We start from the raw sequence: 22061 nt of genomic DNA, 5'->3' as shown, positions 1-22061 counted from the left end.
TCGTATTCCTTAGAATGAACCGTTGTAGATGGTCGCGTTGTAATTGATGCCGACCTTCGATGGGTTGTTGAACAGCGTCGTCACTGTCACGCTCGCACCGGGCGCAAGCGTGGTGGTGCCGGCGGTGATGTATGGATTGCCATTGCGGGTGCCGCTCGCATTGGCCAATGTCACGCCGGCCGGCAGGCCAGATAGCTCTACATGGAAGGGGCCCCAAATCGCGGCGCCGGTGCTGTTGGTGAACCGGTAGGTGCCGCTGTACTGGCCGGTCGTGCGGTTCAGGGCCAGGCCCGAACGGTAAATGGTGAAGCTCGACGTCACGTTCGAGAAAGTCGGGGTCAGGTTCAGGCTGACCACCACCGGGTCATGGTCCGACGCGCGGTAGGCGTTCTTGACGTACGGATCCACGGCGTTATCCCCCAGGTTGTAGTCGATCGCTTCCGGCTCGTCGGCATTGTTGTGCCACTCGGCCACATCGGCCACCTGCGGGTCGAGCGAGGTGCTGGCCAATGCGTGGTCGAGGTAGCCGCTGAGGCCACCGAAGATGTACGAATAGGCGATGCCTTTCGGGCGCACGAAGCGTTCGATCTGGTTGACCAGGCCGTTCGAGGTGAGGTAGGTGATCGGGTTTTCGAAACCGTACGAGTTCAGGTCGCCCATCACCAGCACGTCGGGGTCGCCGGAAGCGGCAAGCACTTGCGGAATGAAGTAGCTGACCAGGCGCTGCGCCTGCTCGATGCGGGTCTTGTTCCAGCAACCCTGGCCATCGCCGCTATCGGTGTCGCCCGGCTGGGCGCCGCCGCAGCCACCCTTCGACTTCAGGTGGTTGACGATCATCGAGAACTTCGCGCCGTTGGCGGCCTTGAAGGTTTGGGCCATCGGCGGGCGGTTGTTGACCTCGTGGCCGTCCGACAGCGCGCCGCCGACCAGCGACACCGCCGCCGGCTTGTAGATCATCGCCACGCGGATGGCGTCGGTCCCCAGGGCGGCCGGCTTGGGCACCACCGCATAGGTCGGCTTGCCGTAGGCTGCGTTGAGCTGGTCGACCAAATAGCCGACTGCGACGTCGCCGTTGTTCTGGATCTCGTTGAGGCCCACGACATCGGCGTCGATCGCCTTCAGCGAGGCGACGATCTTGTCGCGCTGGCGCTCGAACTCGGCCATGTTGTCGGCGCCGCGGCAGTTGCTGGCGCGGGTCGTCGTGCCGACCGTGCAGCCCTTCCCGGTGCCGCCCCAGGCATCGCCGCCGTTGGTGAAGGTGGTGAAGAAGTTCAGCACGTTGGCGTTCGTCACCTTGACGTTGCCGGCTGCGAGCACTGGAGCTTCGGTGCGCGGATTGGTACGCGAGAACACCGGTGCCTCGGTCGGCTGCACCTTGAACGCCGCGCCGCCGCCGCCGATGGCGCCGAAATCGAGCACGCCGGTCAGGTCGCTGACGGTGTCGCCGGCGCGCACGGTGCCGTCGGCGAACAGGTAGGGAACCTGGGCCGGGGTGGTGAAGATGCCGTCGTCGAGCACGACCATGTTGCGTGCATTCGCCGCTTCCAGCGCGATCGCATCGCTCGAGCCGGGCACGTAGCGGTTGGTCGGCAGTTCGCGGCGGCCATTGGACAGCGTCAGTTCGCCGCGCTCGCCGAGGTAGGCGGTCTGGTTGACGGTGAGGCCGCCCACGAAGCGCACCAGCATGCCTTCGTAACGTGCCAGGTCGCTGTTGGGGAGCTCGATGTTGGTGGGCGCCACGGCGCCGCCGACACCGACGCGGGTCACGGAAGTAACGTTACTCAGTTCGGTGTAGGAGCGGGTCGCGCCGTTTGGCGTGTATTCGAGGACGGTGCCGGTCACGCGCACCAGGTCGCCGACGGCGGCAGCGGTGGTGGCGCCGAACACGAACAGGCCGTCGGACGTCTCCGGGTTGCCGTCGCCGCCGGCGTCCTGGATGAAGAAGCCGCCGCCTGGAAGTTTGTGGGTGATCACGCCGCTCGTGGTCTGGACCGTGTTCCGGTACTGGCTGGTCGCGCCGCTGCCCTGGATCTGCGGGATCGTCAGCGTGCCGCTCACGCTCACGCTCACGGTGCAGCTGGCTTCCTGCGCGTCGTTATTGGTGAACTTGACGGCGACCTGGTGGATGCCGCTGGCGACCGAGGCATCGGCCACCAGGCTGACGCTGGCGCTCGCGCCGTTCGCGCCGGCCGCGCTGAAGTTGGCCAGCGAGATACCGGCAACGGCGCCCGAACTGATGCTGGCGGCGTTGACGATGCTGTCGGCGTCGCTGGCGCTCAGGGCTGCACTGAAGGCAGTCCCCTGCTGGCCGGTGACGCTGGCAGGGCAGCTGGTCACGATCGGCTTCGGCTGCGGTGTCGGATCCCCGCCCCCGAGGCAGACATTGCGATCCGACGTGGTCCGGCGCGGACCGGTGACCGCCTTGGCCTCGAAGTCGGCAGCGTTCTGGTCGGTATCGGTACAGCCGAGCGCCAGGCGCTGGATGGAAGTGGTGGTCGATGGCGCAGGTGCGGCCGCGGCGCCTTCGTATCGGCTGGCAGTGCCAAACCCGACCAGGTCGACCAGTTTGCCGCCGCCGTCGGCGACGCTCAAGAGGGTGGTGGACTCGGCCAGCGCGATCTTGCCGGTGGTTCCGGACATGTTGATCGAGTTGGTGCTGTGGTCCACGTCACCGATCGGGGCGCCCACCGAGCCGCCGGAGGCGGCGCCCACCAGGAAGTACTGGCCGGGTTCCAGCATTACGTTCGGCAATGCGGTAAACGACGCCCAGTTGCTGCTGGCACCGGCAGCCTGGTATTGCAGGCTCAAGCCACCGAGGCTGACCGCCTTGTCGCTCCGGTTGAACAGTTCAATGAAATCGCGGTTCCAGGCGGCGTTGGCATTGCCGCCTGCGCCGTACACCTGGCTGATCACGACAGGGCTGGGCGCGGCGAAGGCAGGAGTAGCGAGGCCGGCGAGTAGCGCGGCCAGCATGGTGAGTCGCCCGGGTCGGCAAATCGGTGCAACATGCATGTTCATGAAGAGTCCTGGTCAGGTTGAACGTGGATAACGTTAGCAAAATGAAATTTACCATTAGCAAAATTGATAGTAAATCGACACAGTGACAAATTCATGACAGACAGGCGCGAGCAAACCTGCCCTTTTATTTACGGGCGGAAAGAGAAGCTGTTACTGCTGTGTATGTATGGCTAGTTTGCTGCTAACGTCCGCGATACGGTGCGGCAAGCGGTTCGCCAATAAATAGCCCCTGTGTTGGCCACGCAACACTCTTCCAGTAGGCTTCGATGGCGCTGTTGCCGCTCAGGTAGTGGCGCAGCAGGACGGAGGGATTGGGGAACTTCTGCCAGTGGTTGCAGGGTTCGCTGACGGTGCCGTAGCTGGCGGTGGCGCCGGCCTCGAGCCAGCGCAGGCTGCTCATCTGGCTGTTGCCGAGCAGGTCGCCGCCCAGCGAGGTCAGGTGGTCGGCCAGGGCGCCGGGCACGAAGCCGAGGGTCTCGAGCTTGGCAACTTGCGCCATGCCGGTCTGGTAGACCAGCACGTCCTTCACCCCTTCCAGCACGTCGGCCTGCATGACGCGGGTAGCCAGGCGGCGGCCCGGGATACGGCCGGGACGCGGGAAGAAACCGACACGGGTGTTACGCGCCTTTTCCGAGGTGGCGAGATAGTAGGCGGTGGCTGGCACGGTGCGAAAGCCCGCCGCGACGCCGCGGTCGATCAGCGCTTTTGCCTCCTGCACGGACTCGGTGGGCAGCAGCATCGAGATCCGCATCCCGTGCTCGCTGAAGGGTTTCGCCGATTTGCTGTTGAAATAGGCACTCGGCTGTCCGGGTGCGCAGGTCCTGGTGCACTGGCCGCCGTCGAAGCCGAGGGTGTAGGCGCCGGTGATCGAATTGCAGTCCACCGCATAGGGTGCGGTCCAGACCATCAGCACGGCCTGGACCCCGGGACCGAGCTGGCTGTCGATCTCTTCCTTCAGCAGGCGGAACTGGGCCGGGCTGATACTGCGCGGCTTGCCTGGAATGCGCACGTGCACCACGTTCGCGGCCGGGATATCGCGGCGCTTGCGATAATAGGCGCCGACCGCGACGCTGTGCGGGTCTTCGTCATTGATGACGATGGCCAGTTGTTCGGGCTTGAGCGCGGCGGCGCCGGCGGCATGGGCGTCCGGCGCGTGGAGGACGCCGGCAAGGCACAAGGCCGCCAGGCAACAGCAGAAGATGGCACGCAAAGGCGCACGCAAACGAGTTTGCAGATTCAGTCGCATGGATCGGTCGCAAGGTGGACGAAGGGCGGAGCCTGGCTCCGCCGCCATCATGCCACAGCTTGCCAAACCCTCAAGCGACGATCCGCACCCTGCCCTCCGGTGCTTTTCAGTGCTTGCGTGCCTTGCCGGCAGGGACCGCAGCGGCGCGCCGCCGCCATGCCGCCCAGCCCAGCACGCCCAGGCCGCCGACGAACATCGCCGTGCTGCCGGGTTCCGGCACCAGCGAGATCGAATACACCTCGAGCGCGTCGACGCGGAACAGCTGGCCGCCGGTGCTGCCGTCGATGATGCTGGTGCCCTCGGAGAGCCCGTCGCCATAGCTCACCTGCCACGACAGGGCCGCGTTCAGGCGGTCGTTGACGAACAGGTCGGGCCCGGCGCCGAAGGTCGGGCCGTGGTTGGGTTCGTTGAAGGTCTGGCGCAGGCCGCGGTTCGGCAAGATGTCTTCGGACTGGACCTGGCGCCACAGCTTGGCGTCGGTGAAGTTGAAGATGAAGGCAGTGCGCTGCCAGTCGCGCGGGGTTTCGTGCCAGCCGTCGGTCGACGACCAGCTCTGCGGGTTGTAGCCGCCGACGATCCAGCTCTGGCCGAAATCGTTGGTCACCTGCAGCAGCGTGAAGTTCATGCCGGCGCCATCGGCGGCCGCATGGAAGTCGCGCGAATTGTGGCCCTGCTCGCGCGTGTAGATGTTGCGCAGGTCCAGCGGACCGGCGCCGAGCCAGCGCTCGAGCTGGCCGTACAGGGCCAGGTCCAGCAGCGGCGTGCCGTTCTGGGCATGCGCCGCAGGCGCAGCCAGGCCCAGGCTCATGCTGATGGCCAGGCTCGATGCCGCAAGCATTGTTTTCATGGATGCCCCCTCGCTCGGTTCAGTTGCGGGCATTGTATGCCCGCGTTCCGGAAGGGGTTCACACGGTTCCGCTATGCAAGCGGACGCGGCTTCATAACGCGCCCGTATACGCAAGGTGGGGTGTTCTGGTCCAGTGGACCAGAACACGAGCCGCCCACCTTGCTACAACACCACCGAAGCTCAGGCGCGCTGGTAGATATCCTCGAAGCGGACGATGTCGTCCTCGCCGAGGTAGCTGCCCGATTGCACTTCGATGAGGTGCAGCGGCATCTTGCCCGGGTTTTCCAGGCGGTGGGTGATGCCGATCGGGATGTAGGTCGACTCGTTTTCCGACAGCAGGCAAACCTTCTCGCCGCAGGTCACGCGCGCGGTGCCCGACACCACGACCCAGTGCTCGGCGCGGTGGTGGTGCATCTGCAGCGAGAGCTTCTCGCCCGGCTTGACGGTGATGCGCTTGACCTGGAAACGGTCGCCCGCATCGATGCCCTCGTAGTGGCCCCACGGACGGTAGACGCGCGTGTGGTGCAGGTGCTCGGTACGGGCTTTGGACTTGAGGTGGTCGACCACCTGCTTGACGCGCTGCACCTGGTCCTTGTGGGTGACCAGCACCGCGTCCTGGGTCTCGACCACGACCAGGTCTTCCACGCCGACCACGGCCACGATGCGCGATTCGGCGCGCACCAGCGAGTTCTTCACGTTGTCCAGGTAGACGTCGCCGCGCTGGGCATTGCCGTTGGCATCCTTCGGCTGCACCTCCCACAGCGCCGACCAGGAACCGACGTCGTTCCAGCCGATGTCGGCCGGCACCACGGCGGCATCGACGGTCTTTTCCATCACCGCATAGTCGATCGAATCGGACGGGCTGTCCGAGAAAGCCTTTTCTTCCAGGCGGCAGAAGTCGAGGTCGCGGTAGCCCGTGCTGACGGCTTTCTCGGCAGCGTCGGCGATGGCCGGCGCGTGCTCCTGCAGCTCCTTGAGGAAACGCTCGGCATGGAACATGAACATGCCGCTGTTCCAGTAGTAGCCGCCCTCGTCCAGGAAGCCTTGCGCGGTGGCGGCATCCGGTTTCTCGACGAAGCGCGCCACCTTGTAGCAGTCGCCGCAACCGGCGACCTGTTCGCCGCGGCGGATGTAGCCGTAGCCGGTCTCCGGGGTCTTGGGCACGATGCCGAAAGTGGCCAGGGCGCCCTGCGACACCAGCGTGACGGCGCGCTCGACCGCGTCGCGGAAGGCGGCGCCGTCCACGATGACGTGGTCGGCCGGCAGCACCAGCATGATGGCTTCCGGGTCGATTGCCTTCAGGTAGTGGGCAGCCGCGGCCACCGCCGGGGCGGTGTTGCGGCCGACCGGCTCGAGCAGGATGCCGAGCGGGGTGATGCCGGTCTCGCGCAGTTGTTCAGCCACCATGAAGCGGTGGTCGTTGCCGCACACGACCAGCGGCGCCATCACTCCCGGCCATTCGGCCACCCGCAGCGCAGTTTCCTGCAGCATGGTCCGGTCCGCTACCAGCGGCAGCAGCTGCTTGGGCAGCACGGCGCGCGACAACGGCCACAGACGGGTACCGGCGCCGCCGGAGAGGATGACTGGATAAATTTTCATGCGCTTGCTTTCTCTTTGATCTTTTGAATTGCGTTCTGGGCTACGCCATCGATTTCCTTGCGGACCGAACGGCGGCGGTCGCGCGCATTCAGCCATTCCTGCGAAGAATACTCGGAGGCATGCTTCATCTCGCCCTTGCGGTCGACACTGTAGTCCTTGAAAACGATCATTTCGTGCAATGTTACATCATGCAACACTCGTGTGTATTCGAACAACACACTGCGCACGATCTCGGCGCCTTCGCAGATGTGGCTGCCGTGGCCGATCCAGGTCGGGCCGACGATGCGGGTGCCGGCTTCGATCTTGACGTTGGAGCCGATGTAGACCGGGCCTTCGATGGTGGTGCCTTCCCAGTCGATGCTGGTGTTCAGGCCGGTCCAGACACCCGGCTCGATCTGGATGCCCGGCACGTCCATGTGGTTGACCTCGCCGGTCAGCACGGTCTGCAGCACTTCCCAGTAGTCGCTCATGGTGCCGATGTCGAGCCAGTTGAAGGGGCGGCCCTGGGCATAGAACGGCAGGCCACGCTCGGCCAGCAGCGGGAACAGTTCGGAACCGATGTCGAAGGGCACGCCCGAGGGGATCATGTCGATGACTTCCGGCTCGAAGATGTAGATGCCGGTGGAGATGAAGTTGGACTTTGCTTCAGCTTCCGACGGCTTCTCCTGGAACTCGGTGATGCGGCCGTTGGCGTCGGTGACCACCACGCCATAGGACGAGACCTTGTCCCACGGGACTTCCTTGGTGATGACGGTGGCCATCGCGCCCTTGCGGCGGTGCTCGAGCAGCGCGGCCTTGAGGTCGAGGTCGATCAGGGCATCGCCGCACAGCACGATGGTGGTGTCGTCGAAGAAGCCGCCGAATTCCTGGATCTTCTTCATGCCGCCGGCCGAACCGATCGGCTCGGGCACGACCTCACCCTCGTTGTTGATGTAGCCCTCGAACGAGTAGCCGATCTGGACGCCGAACTGCTCGCCTTCGCCAAAGTATTCCTCGATCTTTTCGTGCAGCCAGCTGACGTTGACCATGATTTCGGTCACGCCATGCTTTTTCAGGTGTTCGACGAGGTAGGCCATTACCGGTTTGCCCAGTAACGGAATCATGGGTTTTGGCAGGTCATAGGTGAGCGGACGCACACGCGTGCCCTTGCCTGCAGCGAGAATCATGGCTTTCATCAGACCGTCCTTTGCATATGGGTTGTTTGGCCGTGCTTATTTGGCAGTGGTTTGGTAACGCCACACGTCGGCGCACATCTGGGCGACATCACGTTCGGCAGTCCAGTTCAGCTCTTCGCGCGCCTTGGCCGGGTCGGCGTAGCACTGGGCCACGTCGCCGGGGCGGCGATCGACGATCTGGTAGGCAATCTTGCGGCCGCAGGCTTGCTCGAAGGCGCGCACCATTTCCAGCACGCTGTTGCCGCGGCCGGTGCCGAGGTTGTAGGTGACGATGCCCGGCTCCTTGGCCAGGCGATCGAGGGTCTTCACGTGGCCGATCGCGAGGTCCACCACGTGGATGTAGTCGCGCAGGCCGGTGCCGTCCGGGGTCGGGTAGTCGCCGCCGAACACGGACAGCTGCTCGCGCTGGCCGTTGGCGACCTGGGCGATGTAGGGAACGAGGTTGTTCGGGATGCCGTTCGGCTCTTCGCCGATCAGGCCGCTCTCGTGGGCGCCGACCGGGTTGAAGTAGCGCAGCAGCGCGATGCGCCAGTCCGGCTCGGCCTTGGCCAGGTCGCGCAGGATGTCTTCGATCATCAGCTTGCTGCGGCCGTAGGGGTTGGTGGCCGAGAGCGGGAAGTCTTCGCGGATCGGCACCGAGGCCGGGTCGCCGTACACGGTGGCCGAGGACGAGAACACGATGGTCTTCACGCCGAACTTGGCCATCGTCTCGAACAGGATCACGCTGCCGTTGACGTTGTTGTCGTAGTAGCGCAGCGGCTGCGCCACCGATTCGCCCACCGCCTTCAGGCCGGCGAAATGGATTACGGCGTCGACCTTGTGCAGGCCGAAGATGCGCTCCATCGCCGCGCGGTCGCGGATGTCGGCTTCCTCGAAGACGAAGTTCTTGCCCGTGATGCGCTGCACACGCTCCTGCACCGACGAGACCGCGTTGGACAGGTTGTCCACCACGACCACCTCGTGGCCCGCGTTCTGCAGCTCGACGACGGTATGCGAGCCAATGTAGCCCATACCGCCAGTAACCAGGATCTTCATTGTGTTTCTCTCTGTGATATATGAAATGTATTAATAATGTGGCAATCAATGGCGTAGCATATCACCCCTGCGGCGAAAACCCACGCACAAAACGGCGCCGGCCGCCTGAAGCGATCCGGCACAATGATGCGGTCTCCGCGTATTCTTGTCTTGGGGCTTTTTGTATTCTTGTGTAGGCGGCTTCTGCGGCCGTCCTATCCCTGACCGGCCTGCCTGCCCTTGAGTGCTTCCTTGCAGAACAGCCCGATGAAGGCCATGTCTTCGATGAAGTAGCGCCGGAACATGCGGCGCGGCTCCTGCAGGAAACGGTAGAACCATTCGAGCCCGGATTTCTGCATCCACAGCGGGGCCCGCTTCACCTTGCCGATCGCGACGTCGAAGGTGCCGCCGACGCCCATCGCGAAAGGAATCCGCATATGGGCCTGGTATTTACCGAGGAACTGTTCTTTCTTGGGCGAACTGATCGCCACGAACAGCAGGTCGGCATTGCTTAGACGGATCTGTTCCGCCACCGCACGCTCTTCCTCCTCGCCCTTCCAATAGCCGTTGCGGTAGCCCGCCAGCTTGAGCGCCGGGTACTTGCGGGTATAGGTTTCGGCCACCTTGCTGACGACTTCCTCGCGCGCGCCCAGCAGGAACACGCGCCAGCCCTTCTCGCCGGCGCGCCGCATCAGCGCCTCGAACAGGTCGACGCCGGCGACCCGCTCCTTGAGCGGCTTGCCGAGCAGGCGCGAGGCCCACACCACCGGCATGCCGTCCACGTTCACCAGCGCGCAGTCGTTGATGATCTGCCGCAGTTCCGGGTCGCGGCTGGCCTTGACCAGCTTGTCCACGTTGACCACCACGTGCTGGTGGGGCAGCCCGGACTGAATGAAGCCCTCGACCTTGCCCAGCGTTTCTTCCATCGTCAGGTTATCGACCTGGCAGCCCATCAGGGTGATGCGGTCGTGGGTGGGTGGCGTGGTGTGTGCGTTCATGCGGCTTCCTTTGCAATGGGGGTGGCATCGCGTGCCGCGAGTTCCCTTGCCAGGACCGCGACGATGCGCTCGGCCGCCCGGCCATCCCACAGGTGCGGCCGGCGGCCCTGCTTGCCCTCGCCGCGCAAGACCTTCCTGGCTTCGCGCACGATGGCTTCGGGATCGGTGCCGGCCAGCACGTTGGTGCCTTCGTCGACCGTCACCGGACGTTCGGTGTTCTCGCGGATCGTGATGCAGGGCACGCCCAGCGCCGTGGTCTCTTCCTGCAGGCCGCCGGAGTCGGTGAGCACCACGGCCGCGTCCTTCCACAGGTTGAGGAAGGCCATGTAGGCCTGCGGACCGGCCAGGGTGACATTGGGGCCGAGGTCGATGCCGAATTTCTCGATGTTGGCGCGGGTGCGCGGGTGGACCGGGAAGATCAGGGGCAGGTCCCGCGCGATCTCCTTGAGCGCGCCGGCGATGCGGGCGAAGGTGGCCGGCTCGTCGACGTTGCTGGGGCGGTGCAGGGTCACGACGCCGTAGCGCCCCTGCTGCGCCTTGAAGGCGCTGGTCTCGAATCCGGAGGTGTCGGCCTGCGCCAGCTTGTCGGCCTGGTACAGCACGTTGTCGACCATCACGTGGCCGACGTAGTGCACGCTCGATTCCGCCTTGCCCTCGCGGCGCAGGTGCTCGCAAGCGGCCGGTTCGGTGGCGAAGAACCAGTCCGAGATGCTGTCGGTGACGAGGCGGTTGATTTCTTCGGGCATGGACATGTCGCCGCTGCGCAGGCCGGCCTCGACGTGGGCCACCGGGATCTGCAGCTTCTTGGCCACGATCGAGCAGGCCAGGGTCGAGTTGACGTCGCCCACCACCAGCACCGCGGCCGGGCATTCCTTCTCGCACAGCTCCTCGAAGCCCAGCATGATCTTCGCGGTCTGCTGGGCGTGGCTGCCGCCGCCGGCGGCCATGAACACGTCCGGCTGCGGGATGCCGAGCTCCTCGAAGAAGACGTCGTTCATCTCGCGGTCATAGTGCTGCCCGGTGTGGATGATCTTGAAGGACAGGCCATTCCCGGACTGGGACGCCTGCAGCGCACGCACGATCGGTGCGATCTTCATGAAGTTGGGACGAGCACCAGCAACGAGATATATCAGCATCGGGAATTTCCTAATGATAACTTTTTGTTAATGCAGGAACGTTATTGTAAACCTGCATTCGACGGGGACGGCGGACGATACCGTCGTGATACGAAGCACTTCGCAGTGACGCTTCGACTCATAGGTGCGCGAGCACCAGCCGAGCGGCGGGTTCTCGGCGCCGCGCACCAGTTCCAGCTGCAGATCGGCGCCGCTGACACCCATCTGCAGCACGAAACGCTTGCCGCGCACCGACAGGCCATGGCTGGTCAGGCGCACGTCGAGCTCGGGCGCGAAGTGCCAGAACAGCTCGACCTTGTGCTGCTTGCGCGCCGAGACTTCGTCGCGCACGGTCAGGGTATTGCTAGCGCCGTCGAAGCGCACGCTGCGCATGTGGCGCACCGGGTCCGACAGGCGGGTGTAGCCGTCGTGCGAGCCGCGGAAATCGAAGTCGTTCGGGCTGCTGGGCATGCGCTCGATCCGGGCCTGGGCCTTGCGCAGCCACATGAAGCGCCCGCCGCTGACGGACTGGTCCTGGCCGTCGATGCGCACCGTGTTGTGGGCGGAGGTGCCGCGGAAGTAATCGCGCCACCTCTGATCCTGCCAGTAGGAATAGGTGCCGGGATCGATCAGGCACTCCTCGCCGGCCACCGAGAGCGTCATCGCCAGCGCGTCGGCATGGCCGTGCGCGGCGATGCCGAGGTAGCCGAGCGGACCGCAGTCGAGCATGCCCTTGACTTCCTGGTGCTCGCCGAAATGGTTGCCGAACAGCAGGTAGCCGCCGTCGGGGAAGGCCCAGCCGCTGTCGACCTCGTGCGGGTCGCAATCCGGTCGCGGGCCGGGCAGCGCGTGCAGCAGCCAGCGTACGCCCGGGTGGTTGTCCGAATGGGCGCCGAATACGGTGTCGCCCAGCGCCAGAAGCTGGGCGGCGCGGTCCATGCCGGAAGCGTCGAGGCGGAACACGCAGCCGTCGTCGGCATCGCCCACCGCCGGCAGGTTGCCGCCGACATCGCGCACCGAGCGCAGGAAGCGCAGCGCACGCTGCAGCGACGCCCAGTACGGGCGCGGGAAGGGCTGGCCGCAGGCCTGGCCCATCAGGCCGGCGACGAACAGGAATTCGCTCGAGAAGATGTGGTAGGCGAAGGCCTGCTCGCGGTTGACGCCGTCGCGCGAGAACTGCAGCACGGCTTCAATCTCGAGCTCGCGGCGGGCCTGCTCCAGCCAGTCGGCCGACTCCTTCCAGCACGGCCAGGTGCTGGCGCCGACATACAGGCCGGCCAGCTCGCCGATCAGGTGGTTGTTGGCCGAGGAATGGCGCGACAGGTGGCGCGCGATGCTGCGGCAGTGGGCGTGGATGCTGCCCTGCCAGTCCTCGCGCAGCTTCTGCCCGGATTCGCCTTCGAACAGCGGGCTGTTCTCGCCACCCACCAGCTGCCAGACCAGGCTCCAGTTGATCAGGCGGATGCCCAGTTCCAGCGAGCTGGTCCAGTTGGGGCCGGTGAGCGGCGGGCACTGCTCCAGCCAGCTGCGCAGCTGCTGCTCGAGCGCATGCAGCCAGCGCGGGTCGCGCGTGATTGCCCAGGCCTGGGCCAGGCGCACCAGGTGCAGGTGGCGGTTCAGCTCCCACACGTGCTTGATGTCGCCGACCAGTTCGCGGTTGGTGATCGGGATGTCGCCGGCATAGACCGAGGGGCCGACGACGCCGGTGTCGGGATCGCGGTTCCAGGCGGTGGGTACGCCGACGTCGAAGCGGCGCTCGGCGAACAGCACCACGTGGCCGGCGCAGATGCGGTCGGCATCGAGCAGCAGCGCCTCGATCTCGGCACGCTCCAGGGTGGGGGCGCCGCTCACGGCCAGCGTGCGCGCGCGCGGCAGCGGCGCGGGCGCCGTGCGGCCGGCCATGCGCCGGCCCATTTTCGTGGCGGCCGCCTGGCGGACACGGTAGCCGACTTCGGCGACCGACATGCAGCGCAACCGGTTCACCAGCCATCCCAACCTAACTGTTGCGTTCATAGCTCTCCCCTCGCCTTGCGAAGTTGTCGCGATGCTGCACTCAGCTGCGGCCTTGCCGCAGCTGTTTGTACACCGCTGATAGTTGTCCGATCACGACGCCGGACTCGAATTCCTGTTCGATGGTGGCGCGGGCGCGCGCACCCAGGCGCCTGCGCTCCTCCTCGTCGCCGAGCAGCCGTCCGAGGGCGGCCGCCAGCGCGGCCACGTTGCCGGGCTCGACCATCAAGCCGTTGTCGCCGTCGCGCAGCGCATCCGGGATGCCGCCGACGCCGGTGCTGACCACCGCCTTGCCGGCCGCCATCGCCTCCAGCAAGGCCATCGGCAAGCCTTCGGCGTGCGACGGCAGGCAGAAGATGGATGCACGCGCCAGCTCCTCCTGCTTGCGCTGGGCCGTGACCCAGCCCAGCTCGGTAATACGGTCTGCCACGCCCAGTTCGAGGGCGCGGCGCCTCACCTTGTCCAGTTCACCCTGTCCGCCGATGGCCAGATGCGCATGCGGAAAACGCTCGCGCAGCAGCGCCAGCGCCTCGAGCAATTCATGGATGCCCTTGCGCGGCTCGACCTGGCCGAGGAACAGGATGCGGCCCGGCTCGGGCGCTTCCTGCGCGGGCGGCGGCAACGGCACGGAGTTCGGGATCACGACGACGCGCGCGCGCGGCGCGAAGCCCTCCAGGTAGCCGGCCCAGCGGCTGGAGAGCGCGATGACGACCGAGCTTTTCTCGAGCGTGTGGCGGATCCAGCGCTGCATGAGCGGACTGGAAGCTTCGATGAAGCTGTCGAAGCAGGCGCCGTGCAGGTGAAAGACGGTGTTGGCGCCGCTCGCGCGCGACAGCGCCAGCAGCACCGACTTGCGCACGAAGCTGCCGTTCGAGGCCGCGTGCGCATGCACGACTTCCGGACGGCGCGCCAGGCACGCCAGGGTGCGCAGCAGGCCCTTGAAGGCGGCGCCGATCTTGGCGGCACGGCTGCCTTCGGCATGGGTCGGCACGTAGCAGACGCCTTCGCGTTCGAACAAGCCGTTCTGGCGCAGCAGCGAGACCACGGTGGCGACGCCGCCACGGCCGCCGGGCTCGGTACCCAGCATGAGCACTTTCGGCGATGCGTGCGTCGCCGCTGGCGCTGCTGGTGCCGATGCCCGGTTCATGCCATTCGCCCTTCCTTCAGGTCCCTGCAAAGATATTTGCAAATTAGAAATTGTTTTGGATAGTACAACGGTATTTACTCCGGGAAGCGCACGATACGATGCCTGCCGGACTGAAGTGTTGCTTTTTCACTTCTAGCCAGGTAGGATTTTTGTGTACGTTTCTGCAACAATCCGACCCAGAATAGCATAGGTCCGGTGGCTTCTTACGTACGCTGGACCACGTTTCGCTAACTCGGCGGCGAGCGCCTTGTCCTGCAACAGGCGCCTGACCGCCGCTGCGAAAGGGCCGGCTTCCATCGGCGCGCACAAGCCCGCCCTGCTCTCGTCGATGACCAGTTGCTGGTCTGGGATGTCGTTGGCGACGCTGGGGATGCCCAGCGCCAGGTACTCGACCAGCTTGGTCGGCGAAGAGACATCGAACAGGGTGCTGCGCGGAATCGGCGACAGCCCGACCTCGGCCCGCACCGCGTAGCCGAGCGCGGTGCGCTGGGGCAGCCAGCCGGTCAGCAGCACGTGCTCGTCGATGCCGCGGCGCGCGATCTCGGCGCGCATCCAGGCCATTTCGTCGTTCGAGGCGGCGTCGCCGGCCATCACCAGGAGCAGGTCGGGAAACTCGTCCTTGAGCTGCTCGGCCACGTCCAGCAGGAAGTCCGAGCGGCGGGCCTGGGCGATGCGGCCGAGATACAGGATGACGCGGCGGCCATCCAGGCGCGGATCGACCACTGGCTCGACCCGGTCGCGGTCGAACAGGCTTGCGTCGACGCCCATCGGCACGGCGGTCATGCGCCTGCGCTCGAAGCCTTGACTCGCCATCCAGTCGGCCATGGCCTCGCTCTGCACGAAGATGTGGCGCGCTCCTGGGAGCACCAGGCGGTAGATGACGAAGCGCGATGCCCAGGCGCGCAGGGCATGGCCGCACCACAGGAGGCCCTTGCCGCGGCGGCCGATCTCGTCGCGCCGCACCTCGAAGCCTTCGACGATCGGGAAGGACATCCAGTAAACAAAGGGCACGCGCAGCACGGCGGCGGCGATCCGCCCGAGCAGGCCGGAGGCGATCTTGTCGCGCACCTGTATACAGTCCGGCCGCCCGCGCCGCCTGGCGCGCAGCAGGCCGCGCAGGTCCCACAGGGGCGACAGGACGGCGGCAAAGCGCGACTTCAGGCTGCCCACCATGTGCATGCCGCCCGCCGGCCACGTGCTGCCTTCCTCGCTGCCCGCCTGCCCGACCAGTTGGGTAGTCACCCCATAGCGCGGCATCTCGGCGCCGAACAGGGTGGCCAGGTCGGCACGCAGCGGCGGCAGGGGATCACGGACGATGAAGGCGATGGATAGGGGCTTACGCATACGTTTCTCAGGATGAGCGAGGCCAGCCGATTCTAGCGCAAGCTCTTGCGAGCACGGGTCGGGGGCGGCAAGCATATGTGCGCTACAGCACACAGGCGGGCAAAAAGGCGGCTTTGCGCCCCTAGCGCATCGATGTGCGCAGCGCCGACGCCTCGAAATAGATCTGGCGGATCACCGGATGCGCGCTGGCGACCGCGGCCTCGATCCGGGCGATCGCCTGTTCCACCTCGTCAATGCGCATGCCGCGCCGGAATTGCACCGATGCCGCCAGCAGCACTTCCTCGGGGCCCATCTGCATGGTGCGCAGGCTGCTCACGCTGTCCAGCGCCGGCTCGCGGCGGAACAGCGCATACAGCGCCGCCAGCTGGTCGCGGTCGATGCTTTCGCCGACCAGCAGGGCGCCGGTTTCGCGCGCCAGCATGATGGCCGCGCCGATCAGGAGGACGCCGATCAGGATCGAGGCGACCGGGTCGGCGTACGGATTGTCGAAGTAATGCCCCAGCGCGATGCCGAGCACCGCAATCGCCAGCCCCAGCAGCGCGGCCGAATCCTCGATGAAGACCGTGAAGACCGAGGCATCCTTGCTCGCGCGGACCGCCTGCCATAGCGTGGTGCCGGGCTTGCGCACGGCATTCAGGGCCTTGCGCGACACGTTCCAGCTATAGCCTTCGAACAGGGCGGCGACGCCCAGCACGACATAGTTCCACAACGGGTCTTCCAGCGGCGGCGGGTTTTCCAGCGCATCGAGCCCGTGGTAGATCGACAGCCCGCCGCCCAGCGAAAACACCGACAAGGCCACGATCAGCGCCCAGAAATACAGCGACTTGCCATAGCCGAAGGGATGCTTGCGGTCGGCCGGGCGGCTGCTGCGCCGCTCGCCCAGCAGCAGCAGGAATTCGTTGCCGGTGTCCACGGCCGAGTGGATGCCTTCGGCCACCATGGCGGCGCTGCCGGTGACGCCGGCGACGATGAACTTGGCGGTCGCGATCCCGAGGTTGGCGACGATCGCGGCATAGATGACCTTCTGGGATCCGCGCCGCGGCGCCTCGCCTGTGTGGCCGGACTCCTCAGGCGGCGGCACGGCTTTCCTTCCACTGCAGCAGTTGCGGCAGCAGGGCGGCGCTGGCCTGGCTGTCCAGCTTGCGGCAGAAATGGGCGTTCGAGGCGCGGATGCGCTCGAAGTCGCCGGCGTCCAGCACCTTGGGATTGCGCGCGCCCTGCTCCGGCCACTGCACGTAGCGGTAGTTATCCGACAGCACCCGGTCCGCAAAGCGCGAGCCCATCACCAGGGTCTGGAACAGCATCTCGTCGGGACACTGCACGGTGCGCAGGAAGCGCATCAGGCGCGGGTTGGCGTCGGCCAGGCGCAGCACCTCGGCCACGCAGTCGCGCGACAAGGCCCACCAGGACGATCCCCCGTGCGGCGCGAAGCCGTCCGGCATGCTGCGCCGGCGCCCGGTGGCGCGCAGGACGCGGTTGGCCAGGCCGCAGGCCAGGCGCTCCAGCCGCCCTCCTCCTTCGCGGTAGTAGAACTGGTAGCGGAACGCCACGTCCCAGCCGCCCGGACGGATCGGCGCCGTCTCCAGCAGCTCATGGTCGCGCAAGCGAAGGAGCTCGCGCTTGAGCAGGGCGTTGGGCAGCAGCGGGAAGTCCTGGGCCGAGAGGAAGACGACCTTGTCGAAATCCGGCTGCTCGCGCAGGATCTGGCGCAGCGACACCAGGGTCGCCTGCACCTGCGAGAAACCGCCCCAGCGCACGTCGATGCGCGGCGCTACCAGGCGGGCCGCGCGATGCAGCGCGCCCGGGTCGAGCGCGCTCTTGCGGTCGAGGTGGACGTAGACCGTGAAGTCGGGGTCGGACAAGGCCGCGACCAGCGCATTGAGCTGGTCGATGTCCTTGTGCGCACAGATCAGGAACACCTGCTTCATTGCCGACTCCGCAATTAAAAAAGCTCCTCGCGGCGCATGCCGCGAGGAGCCCGAGTCTAGCAGCTGCGTGAAGCGGACAGCGCTCGTTAGTTGATGGTCACCGACTGCCCGCCCACGGTGACGGTACGCACCGAACCCGAGGTCGAGATGTTCACGGCCGGCTTCTTGCAGCCGACGTCGAGCAGCACCAGGTACTCGGCGGTAGTGTTGGCGTTGGCCTTCAAATAGAAGGCGCCGTGGTCTTCCACCACGTTGGTCTTGGCGCCCGGGCCGATCCACTTGGCGAAGTTGGCGTTGCCGTTCAGCGAACGCAGGCACAGCGACTGGTTGCCGGCCACCACCTTGACGTTCTGGCCGTTCTCGACCGTCATGATCACCGGCGTGTGGATGTTCCACTCGTAGGTGCGGGCCACGGTGCTGGACAGGCGGTCGCGCACCAGGATGGCGTTGCCGGCGTTGCGCAGGTGCCAGACCTGGCGCTTGGCCATGGTCAGCTGGCCGCCATACGACGGGGTGGCGTCGCCTTCGGCATAGTCGTAGCTCGGCTGGGCGGTGAAGGCGGTGATCCGGCCGTTGCGCTGCAGCTGCTCGCGGTAGCCGGTCACCATCTGGCCCTTGCCGCCGTCGAAAGTGATCGCGTTCTGCGAACGGGTCTGGTGGTACCAGTCGGTCCAGTACGGCGAGCCGTACCAGTCGTACCAGCCGGCCTTGACCAGCATCGGCTGGCCGGCGATCGACAGCAGCAGGCCGTTCTGGTCGCCGTGGCTGTGGTTGAACGAGCCGTAGGGGCTGGACTTGAAGAAGGTCGAGATGCGCGAGCTCGAACCGAGGTCGCTGTGCATGGCGACCCAGCCGATGCTCGGGTAATAGGCCGAGTTCTGCGGCGCCTCCAGATACGTGGTGTAGCTGACCGGCAGCGGGTATTCGGCCTGCAGCAGCGACATCGCGTCTTCCATGCCGGTGGTGTTCTTCACGTACCAGGCGGCGCGCGGCGACCACATGCGGGTGGCGAAGGCGCGGAACACGCGCGCGTCCGGCTTGGTCTCGGAGGCGTCGCCGAAGGCGTGGGTGCGCGCGCCCGGCGGGGTGAATTCCATCGCGAAATCGAGGAAGCCGAGGGTCCAGGGCTTGCCGAAGAAGTTCACGCCGCTGGCGTGGGTGAGCGGATCCCACAGGGCCAGCAGGTAGCCGGCCGCGTACTCGGCATAGGCGGTGCCGTTGGCGTAGCCGCCTTCCGGGCCGCTCCACGGGTTCGGGCTCAGGGCATAGGCGCGGAAGGAGAAGTCGAACCACTTCTCGGCGTCCGGGATGTCGCCCAGGGTCAGGGTCGAGATCAGCACCAGGAACACCAGGCTGGTGTTGCCGTGCGAGTCGAACGGATACTGGTCGAGGCGGCCGTTGTCGCCGGCCAGGTTGTTGTAGATCTCGGTGGTGCGGATCTTGATCGAGCCGAGCCAGCGCGCCTTGCGGGTGCCGTCCAGCGCGCCGCCCAGCAGGTCGATGGTCTTGGCCAGGCCCCAGGCGATCTGGCGGGTGGCCTGGTCCTGGTTGGCGTAGCTGGTCGGGCCCGACGGATTGAGCGCGGCCAGTTCATCGCCGCGGCGCAGGGCTTCGGTCAGGTAGATGGTCTCGCCTTTGAGCTTGTACATCAGCGCCGCCGCTTCCATCTGGCGGGTCGCTTCGTTGATGCGCTGGCGCACGTCGGTCTGCTGCGAGGCCATGGCGGCGGTCAGCGGCGAGCTGATGACGATGTTCCAGCGCGAGTCGGTCAGGCTGGGCACGGCGCTGACCTGGGCCTTGACTTCGTTGCCGAGGCGGCTCAGGTAGGGTTCGAGCGCGGTGCGCTTGGCATAGTTCCAGGTCGAGAACGGGGTCACCGAGTTCGGCAGTGAACGCGGACGCGCTTTCGACAGGATGCGGCTGCGCAGGGTGGCGTTGTCCGGCACTTCGAACTTGGTCGACTTGCTGGTGATCGAGAAGTTGCGCGGGGTCGACCATTCGTTACTGCCCACCGGGCGCACGCGCCAAGTGTAGTTGCCGAGGGCGAGCGCCTTGGTCGGCAGGTACCAGTTGCGGTCGACCACGGCGCGGGTCGGAGTGCCGCCCACCGGCGTGACCTCGACCTCGTAGCTGGCCGGACCGGTCGCGTGGCGGGCCCAGGTGAAGCCAGGAGGATTCTGCGCCTGCACCGAGTTCATCTCTGGCTTGGCCTGCACGACCAGGGGATCGGTCGACTGGACCCAGTCGGCACGCGCGGAAACGCTCGCGAACAGCGAGGCGACGGCGGCCATCAGGACCAGGCTCTTCCGTTGAAATTGCATGTGGGTACTCCGAAAAAAATCTTGAAATCCGTGCGCCTGGCCGGGCTTGCCGGCGGGCTTGAGAACGCTTGATGCTCTGAAGAAACGACTTACTTGACAGCAGTTATGCTACCCCAAAGTAAGTTGAGCACAGGCAAATTCCCCAAAGAAATCACAGATTTTTTTCTTGCTTTGCAGAAATCCCACGACAGAATTTCAACTTTTACCGAACAATATTTGCAGGCTTTTAACGGTCGTAAACCGCCTGAAAAGATAAAACGGCAAAGCTGTCAAAAAGCTACCCTTTCATTGCGCCGGCACCGCGCGCGCCTCGGCCTGCAGTTCGCGCACCCGTTTCAGGTAGCGCAGGCAGTAAATACCGAAGGCAAGCGGCGCCTTGTCCATGTGGCGTCGGCGCACGTTGAATTCCTCCTGGCGCGCCTTCAGGCGGTTGGCCGAGGACACGCTGCCCGCATGGTCGCGGAACACGGTCAGGGGCTGGTCGATCATGGCCGGACGCGACTCGGCGCCCAGGCGCAGCCACAGGTCGATGTCCATCGCGTACTTGAGCTTCTCGTCGAAGGCGCCGACGCGCTCGAAGGCTGACTTGCGGATGAACACGGCCGGGTGCGGGATCGAGCTGCGCCCGGCCACGAAGGAACGGTAGGAGAAGGCCGGCATGGCATAGGGCGGCACCATCTTGCCGTCCTTCAGGACCTGGATGTTCCCGTACACCCAATCCACCGGCCGGCCTGCCGCCTGGGCTTCGTCGAAGGCGCGCTTGACGGTGGCCAGCACGTCCGGCCCGTTGTAATAATCGTCCGAATGCAAATGGGCGATGTACTCGCCCTGCGCCGCTTCGATGCCCTGGTTCATGGCGCGGCTGATGCCGCCGCCGACGTCGCGCAGCACCCGCTTGTTGCCCGGATAGGCCGCGATCATGTCGAGGGTGCCGTCGGTGGAGCCGCCGTCGACGAAAATGTGCTCATAGTCCTGGCAGGTCTGGGCCTGGACCGAGGCCAGGGTGTCTGCCAGGGTCGCGGCACTGTTCCAGGTGCAGGTAACAATGGAAAAAGTCGGCTTGGCGGCGACAGGGGTCGAAGCATTATTGTGCATAGAAGTCCACGATCTTGGGAAGGGCCTGGAAAACGTCCATCCCGGCGATTGCCGGCAATGGACGCGCCTGGGCCGGCTGCGCCAGTTCGTCGACCAGGAGCCCCACCAGCTCCTCCATCGACGTGGCCAGGCGCAACTGGCCGGAATAGGACTCGTAGACGGCAAGCTCGGGATTGCCGCCGCGCGCCAGCGCCAGGCAGGGTCGGCCCAGAGCCAGCGCTTCGAGGATGGTGGTGCCGCAGGGTTCTTCCCACACCGAGGGCACCACGCAGGCATGGCTGGTGGCGGTCAGGGCCACCACGTCCTGGTTCGGCTGCCAGCCGAGGAAGCGTACCTGCTCGCTCGCATACTCGGCTTCGAGGCGCGCGCGCAGCGGGCCGTCGCCGACCACCAGCAGCTGCGCCCCGGCCGGCAGCCGTCCGCGCGCCGCGGCCAGGAATTCGGCGAAGCCCTTGCCGGTATCGATGCGCCCGGCCAGCAGCACCTGCCCCGGCCTTGGCGCGCCGCTGCTGGCGGCCAGGCGCGCCAGCTTGCGGTAGTTGATGAAGTTGTGGATCACGCGCGAGCGCGACAGGTCGGCATGCGGCAGCGTGCGCAGGAACTGGCGGCGCAGGAAGTCCGACACGAAGATGGTTTTATGCTGCGCGAACGTGCGCTCGGTCTCGCCGCGGTAGCGCGCCACCGCGTGGCCCGAGAGCAGGCTGCGCAGCGGCCCCGGCGCCGCGTGGGCGCAGCCGGCGCAGGCCCGCGGCGAGGTTTCAAGGCACACCGCGTCGTCCTTGAAACGCAGGTGGGTCACGCATTCGCTGCCCTGGTCATGGCGGGTCTGGACGAAGTTCAGGCCAGGGTCGACGTACAGCCCGGTCATCGGCAGGTGGCCGTGGTAGTGCACCACGTCGTAGTTGCCGATCCTGCGGGCATGCTCGGACAGCGCGCGCGCCACCCTGGCGGCGAACCAGGGCCGCTTGGCGGGATTGAAGAAGCCGAGCTGGGCTTCCTTCCAGCCGACCCGGCGGAAGTCGAAACCGGGAATGAACCGGCCCTGGAAGCCGATCTCCTCGGCGCTCCTGGGGTGGGCCCGGTCGGAGCGGCCCATGATGTCCACGTGGTGGCCTTCTTCGAGCAGGGCATTCGACAGCGTGACGACATGCTTGGCCAGGCCGCCGAGCTGGGCGCCCGGCAAATCTTCCGAGACCATCAGTAT

The 22061-nt window shown here is 66.0% G+C and carries 16 protein-coding genes; all 16 read right to left on the bottom strand.

Annotated features, from left to right (window positions below; genetic code table 11):
* Window positions 1-9: 9 nt before the first annotated feature.
* Complete coding sequence (locus tag FG94_RS22240) at window positions 10-2973, bottom strand: ExeM/NucH family extracellular endonuclease (protein ID WP_229446033.1); 2964 nt, start codon at window positions 2971-2973, stop codon at window positions 10-12.
* 226 nt (window positions 2974-3199) lie between these two features.
* Entirely contained in the window at window positions 3200-4240 is a 1041-nt protein-coding gene (locus FG94_RS22235) for a TIGR03790 family protein (protein ID WP_229446032.1), read from the bottom strand.
* Window positions 4241-4370: 130 nt separating this feature from the next.
* A complete protein-coding gene (locus FG94_RS22230) occupies window positions 4371-5111 on the bottom strand; it encodes a PEP_CTERM-anchored TLD domain-containing protein (protein WP_036216259.1) in 741 nt (246 codons plus the stop codon).
* A 180-nt stretch (window positions 5112-5291) separates the two neighbouring features.
* Window positions 5292-6710 (bottom strand): mannose-1-phosphate guanylyltransferase/mannose-6-phosphate isomerase, encoded by a 1419-nt coding sequence (locus FG94_RS22225; RefSeq protein ID WP_036216256.1) that lies wholly within the window; start codon window positions 6708-6710, stop codon window positions 5292-5294.
* Window positions 6707-7885, bottom strand: a complete 1179-nt coding sequence (locus FG94_RS22220) for a sugar phosphate nucleotidyltransferase (protein WP_036216255.1) — start codon at window positions 7883-7885, stop codon at window positions 6707-6709. Before FG94_RS22220 ends, FG94_RS22225 begins: the two co-directional genes overlap by 4 nt.
* Before the next feature lie 36 nt (window positions 7886-7921).
* Entirely contained in the window at window positions 7922-8920 is a 999-nt protein-coding gene (gene galE, locus FG94_RS22215; RefSeq protein ID WP_036216253.1) for a UDP-glucose 4-epimerase GalE, read from the bottom strand.
* A gap of 194 nt (window positions 8921-9114) precedes the next feature.
* The gene (locus FG94_RS22210) at window positions 9115-9897 is read right to left on the bottom strand and encodes a WecB/TagA/CpsF family glycosyltransferase (RefSeq protein WP_229446031.1); all 783 of its coding nucleotides are present in this window, start codon (window positions 9895-9897) and stop codon (window positions 9115-9117) included.
* Window positions 9894-11033 carry a non-hydrolyzing UDP-N-acetylglucosamine 2-epimerase gene (gene wecB / locus FG94_RS22205; RefSeq protein ID WP_051997000.1) on the bottom strand — a complete coding sequence of 380 codons (1140 nt, stop codon included), beginning with the start codon at window positions 11031-11033 and terminating at the stop codon, window positions 9894-9896. Before wecB ends, FG94_RS22210 begins: the two co-directional genes overlap by 4 nt.
* A 27-nt stretch (window positions 11034-11060) precedes the next feature.
* Window positions 11061-13025 carry an alginate lyase family protein gene (locus FG94_RS22200; RefSeq protein ID WP_036216251.1) on the bottom strand — a complete coding sequence of 655 codons (1965 nt, stop codon included), beginning with the start codon at window positions 13023-13025 and terminating at the stop codon, window positions 11061-11063.
* A gap of 40 nt (window positions 13026-13065) precedes the next feature.
* Window positions 13066-14169 carry a glycosyltransferase gene (locus tag FG94_RS22195; protein WP_229446030.1) on the bottom strand — a complete coding sequence of 368 codons (1104 nt, stop codon included), beginning with the start codon at window positions 14167-14169 and terminating at the stop codon, window positions 13066-13068.
* 132 nt (window positions 14170-14301) lie between these two features.
* Entirely contained in the window at window positions 14302-15513 is a 1212-nt protein-coding gene (locus FG94_RS22190) for a glycosyltransferase (RefSeq protein ID WP_036216247.1), read from the bottom strand.
* 121 nt (window positions 15514-15634) lie between these two features.
* A complete protein-coding gene (locus tag FG94_RS22185; RefSeq protein ID WP_051996999.1) occupies window positions 15635-16594 on the bottom strand; it encodes a cation diffusion facilitator family transporter in 960 nt (319 codons plus the stop codon).
* Window positions 16581-17441, bottom strand: a complete 861-nt coding sequence (locus tag FG94_RS22180; protein WP_036216245.1) for a beta-1,6-N-acetylglucosaminyltransferase — start codon at window positions 17439-17441, stop codon at window positions 16581-16583. The genes FG94_RS22185 and FG94_RS22180 overlap by 14 nt, the downstream gene beginning before the upstream one ends.
* Before the next feature lie 86 nt (window positions 17442-17527).
* On the bottom strand, window positions 17528-19762 hold the full coding sequence (locus tag FG94_RS22175) for a DUF4962 domain-containing protein (protein ID WP_036216242.1): 2235 nt from the start codon (window positions 19760-19762) through the stop codon (window positions 17528-17530).
* 285 nt (window positions 19763-20047) lie between these two features.
* A complete protein-coding gene (locus FG94_RS22170) occupies window positions 20048-20857 on the bottom strand; it encodes a glycosyltransferase family 2 protein (protein ID WP_081926133.1) in 810 nt (269 codons plus the stop codon).
* On the bottom strand, window positions 20847-22055 hold the full coding sequence (locus FG94_RS22165) for a glycosyltransferase family 4 protein (RefSeq protein WP_229446029.1): 1209 nt from the start codon (window positions 22053-22055) through the stop codon (window positions 20847-20849). Before FG94_RS22165 ends, FG94_RS22170 begins: the two co-directional genes overlap by 11 nt.
* Window positions 22056-22061 lie beyond the last annotated feature (6 nt).

It is taken from the genome of Massilia sp. LC238, assembly GCF_000735635.1.
Classification (GTDB): domain Bacteria; phylum Pseudomonadota; class Gammaproteobacteria; order Burkholderiales; family Burkholderiaceae_D; genus Telluria; species Telluria varians.
This window is presented reverse-complemented; position numbering and strand designations above follow the sequence as displayed.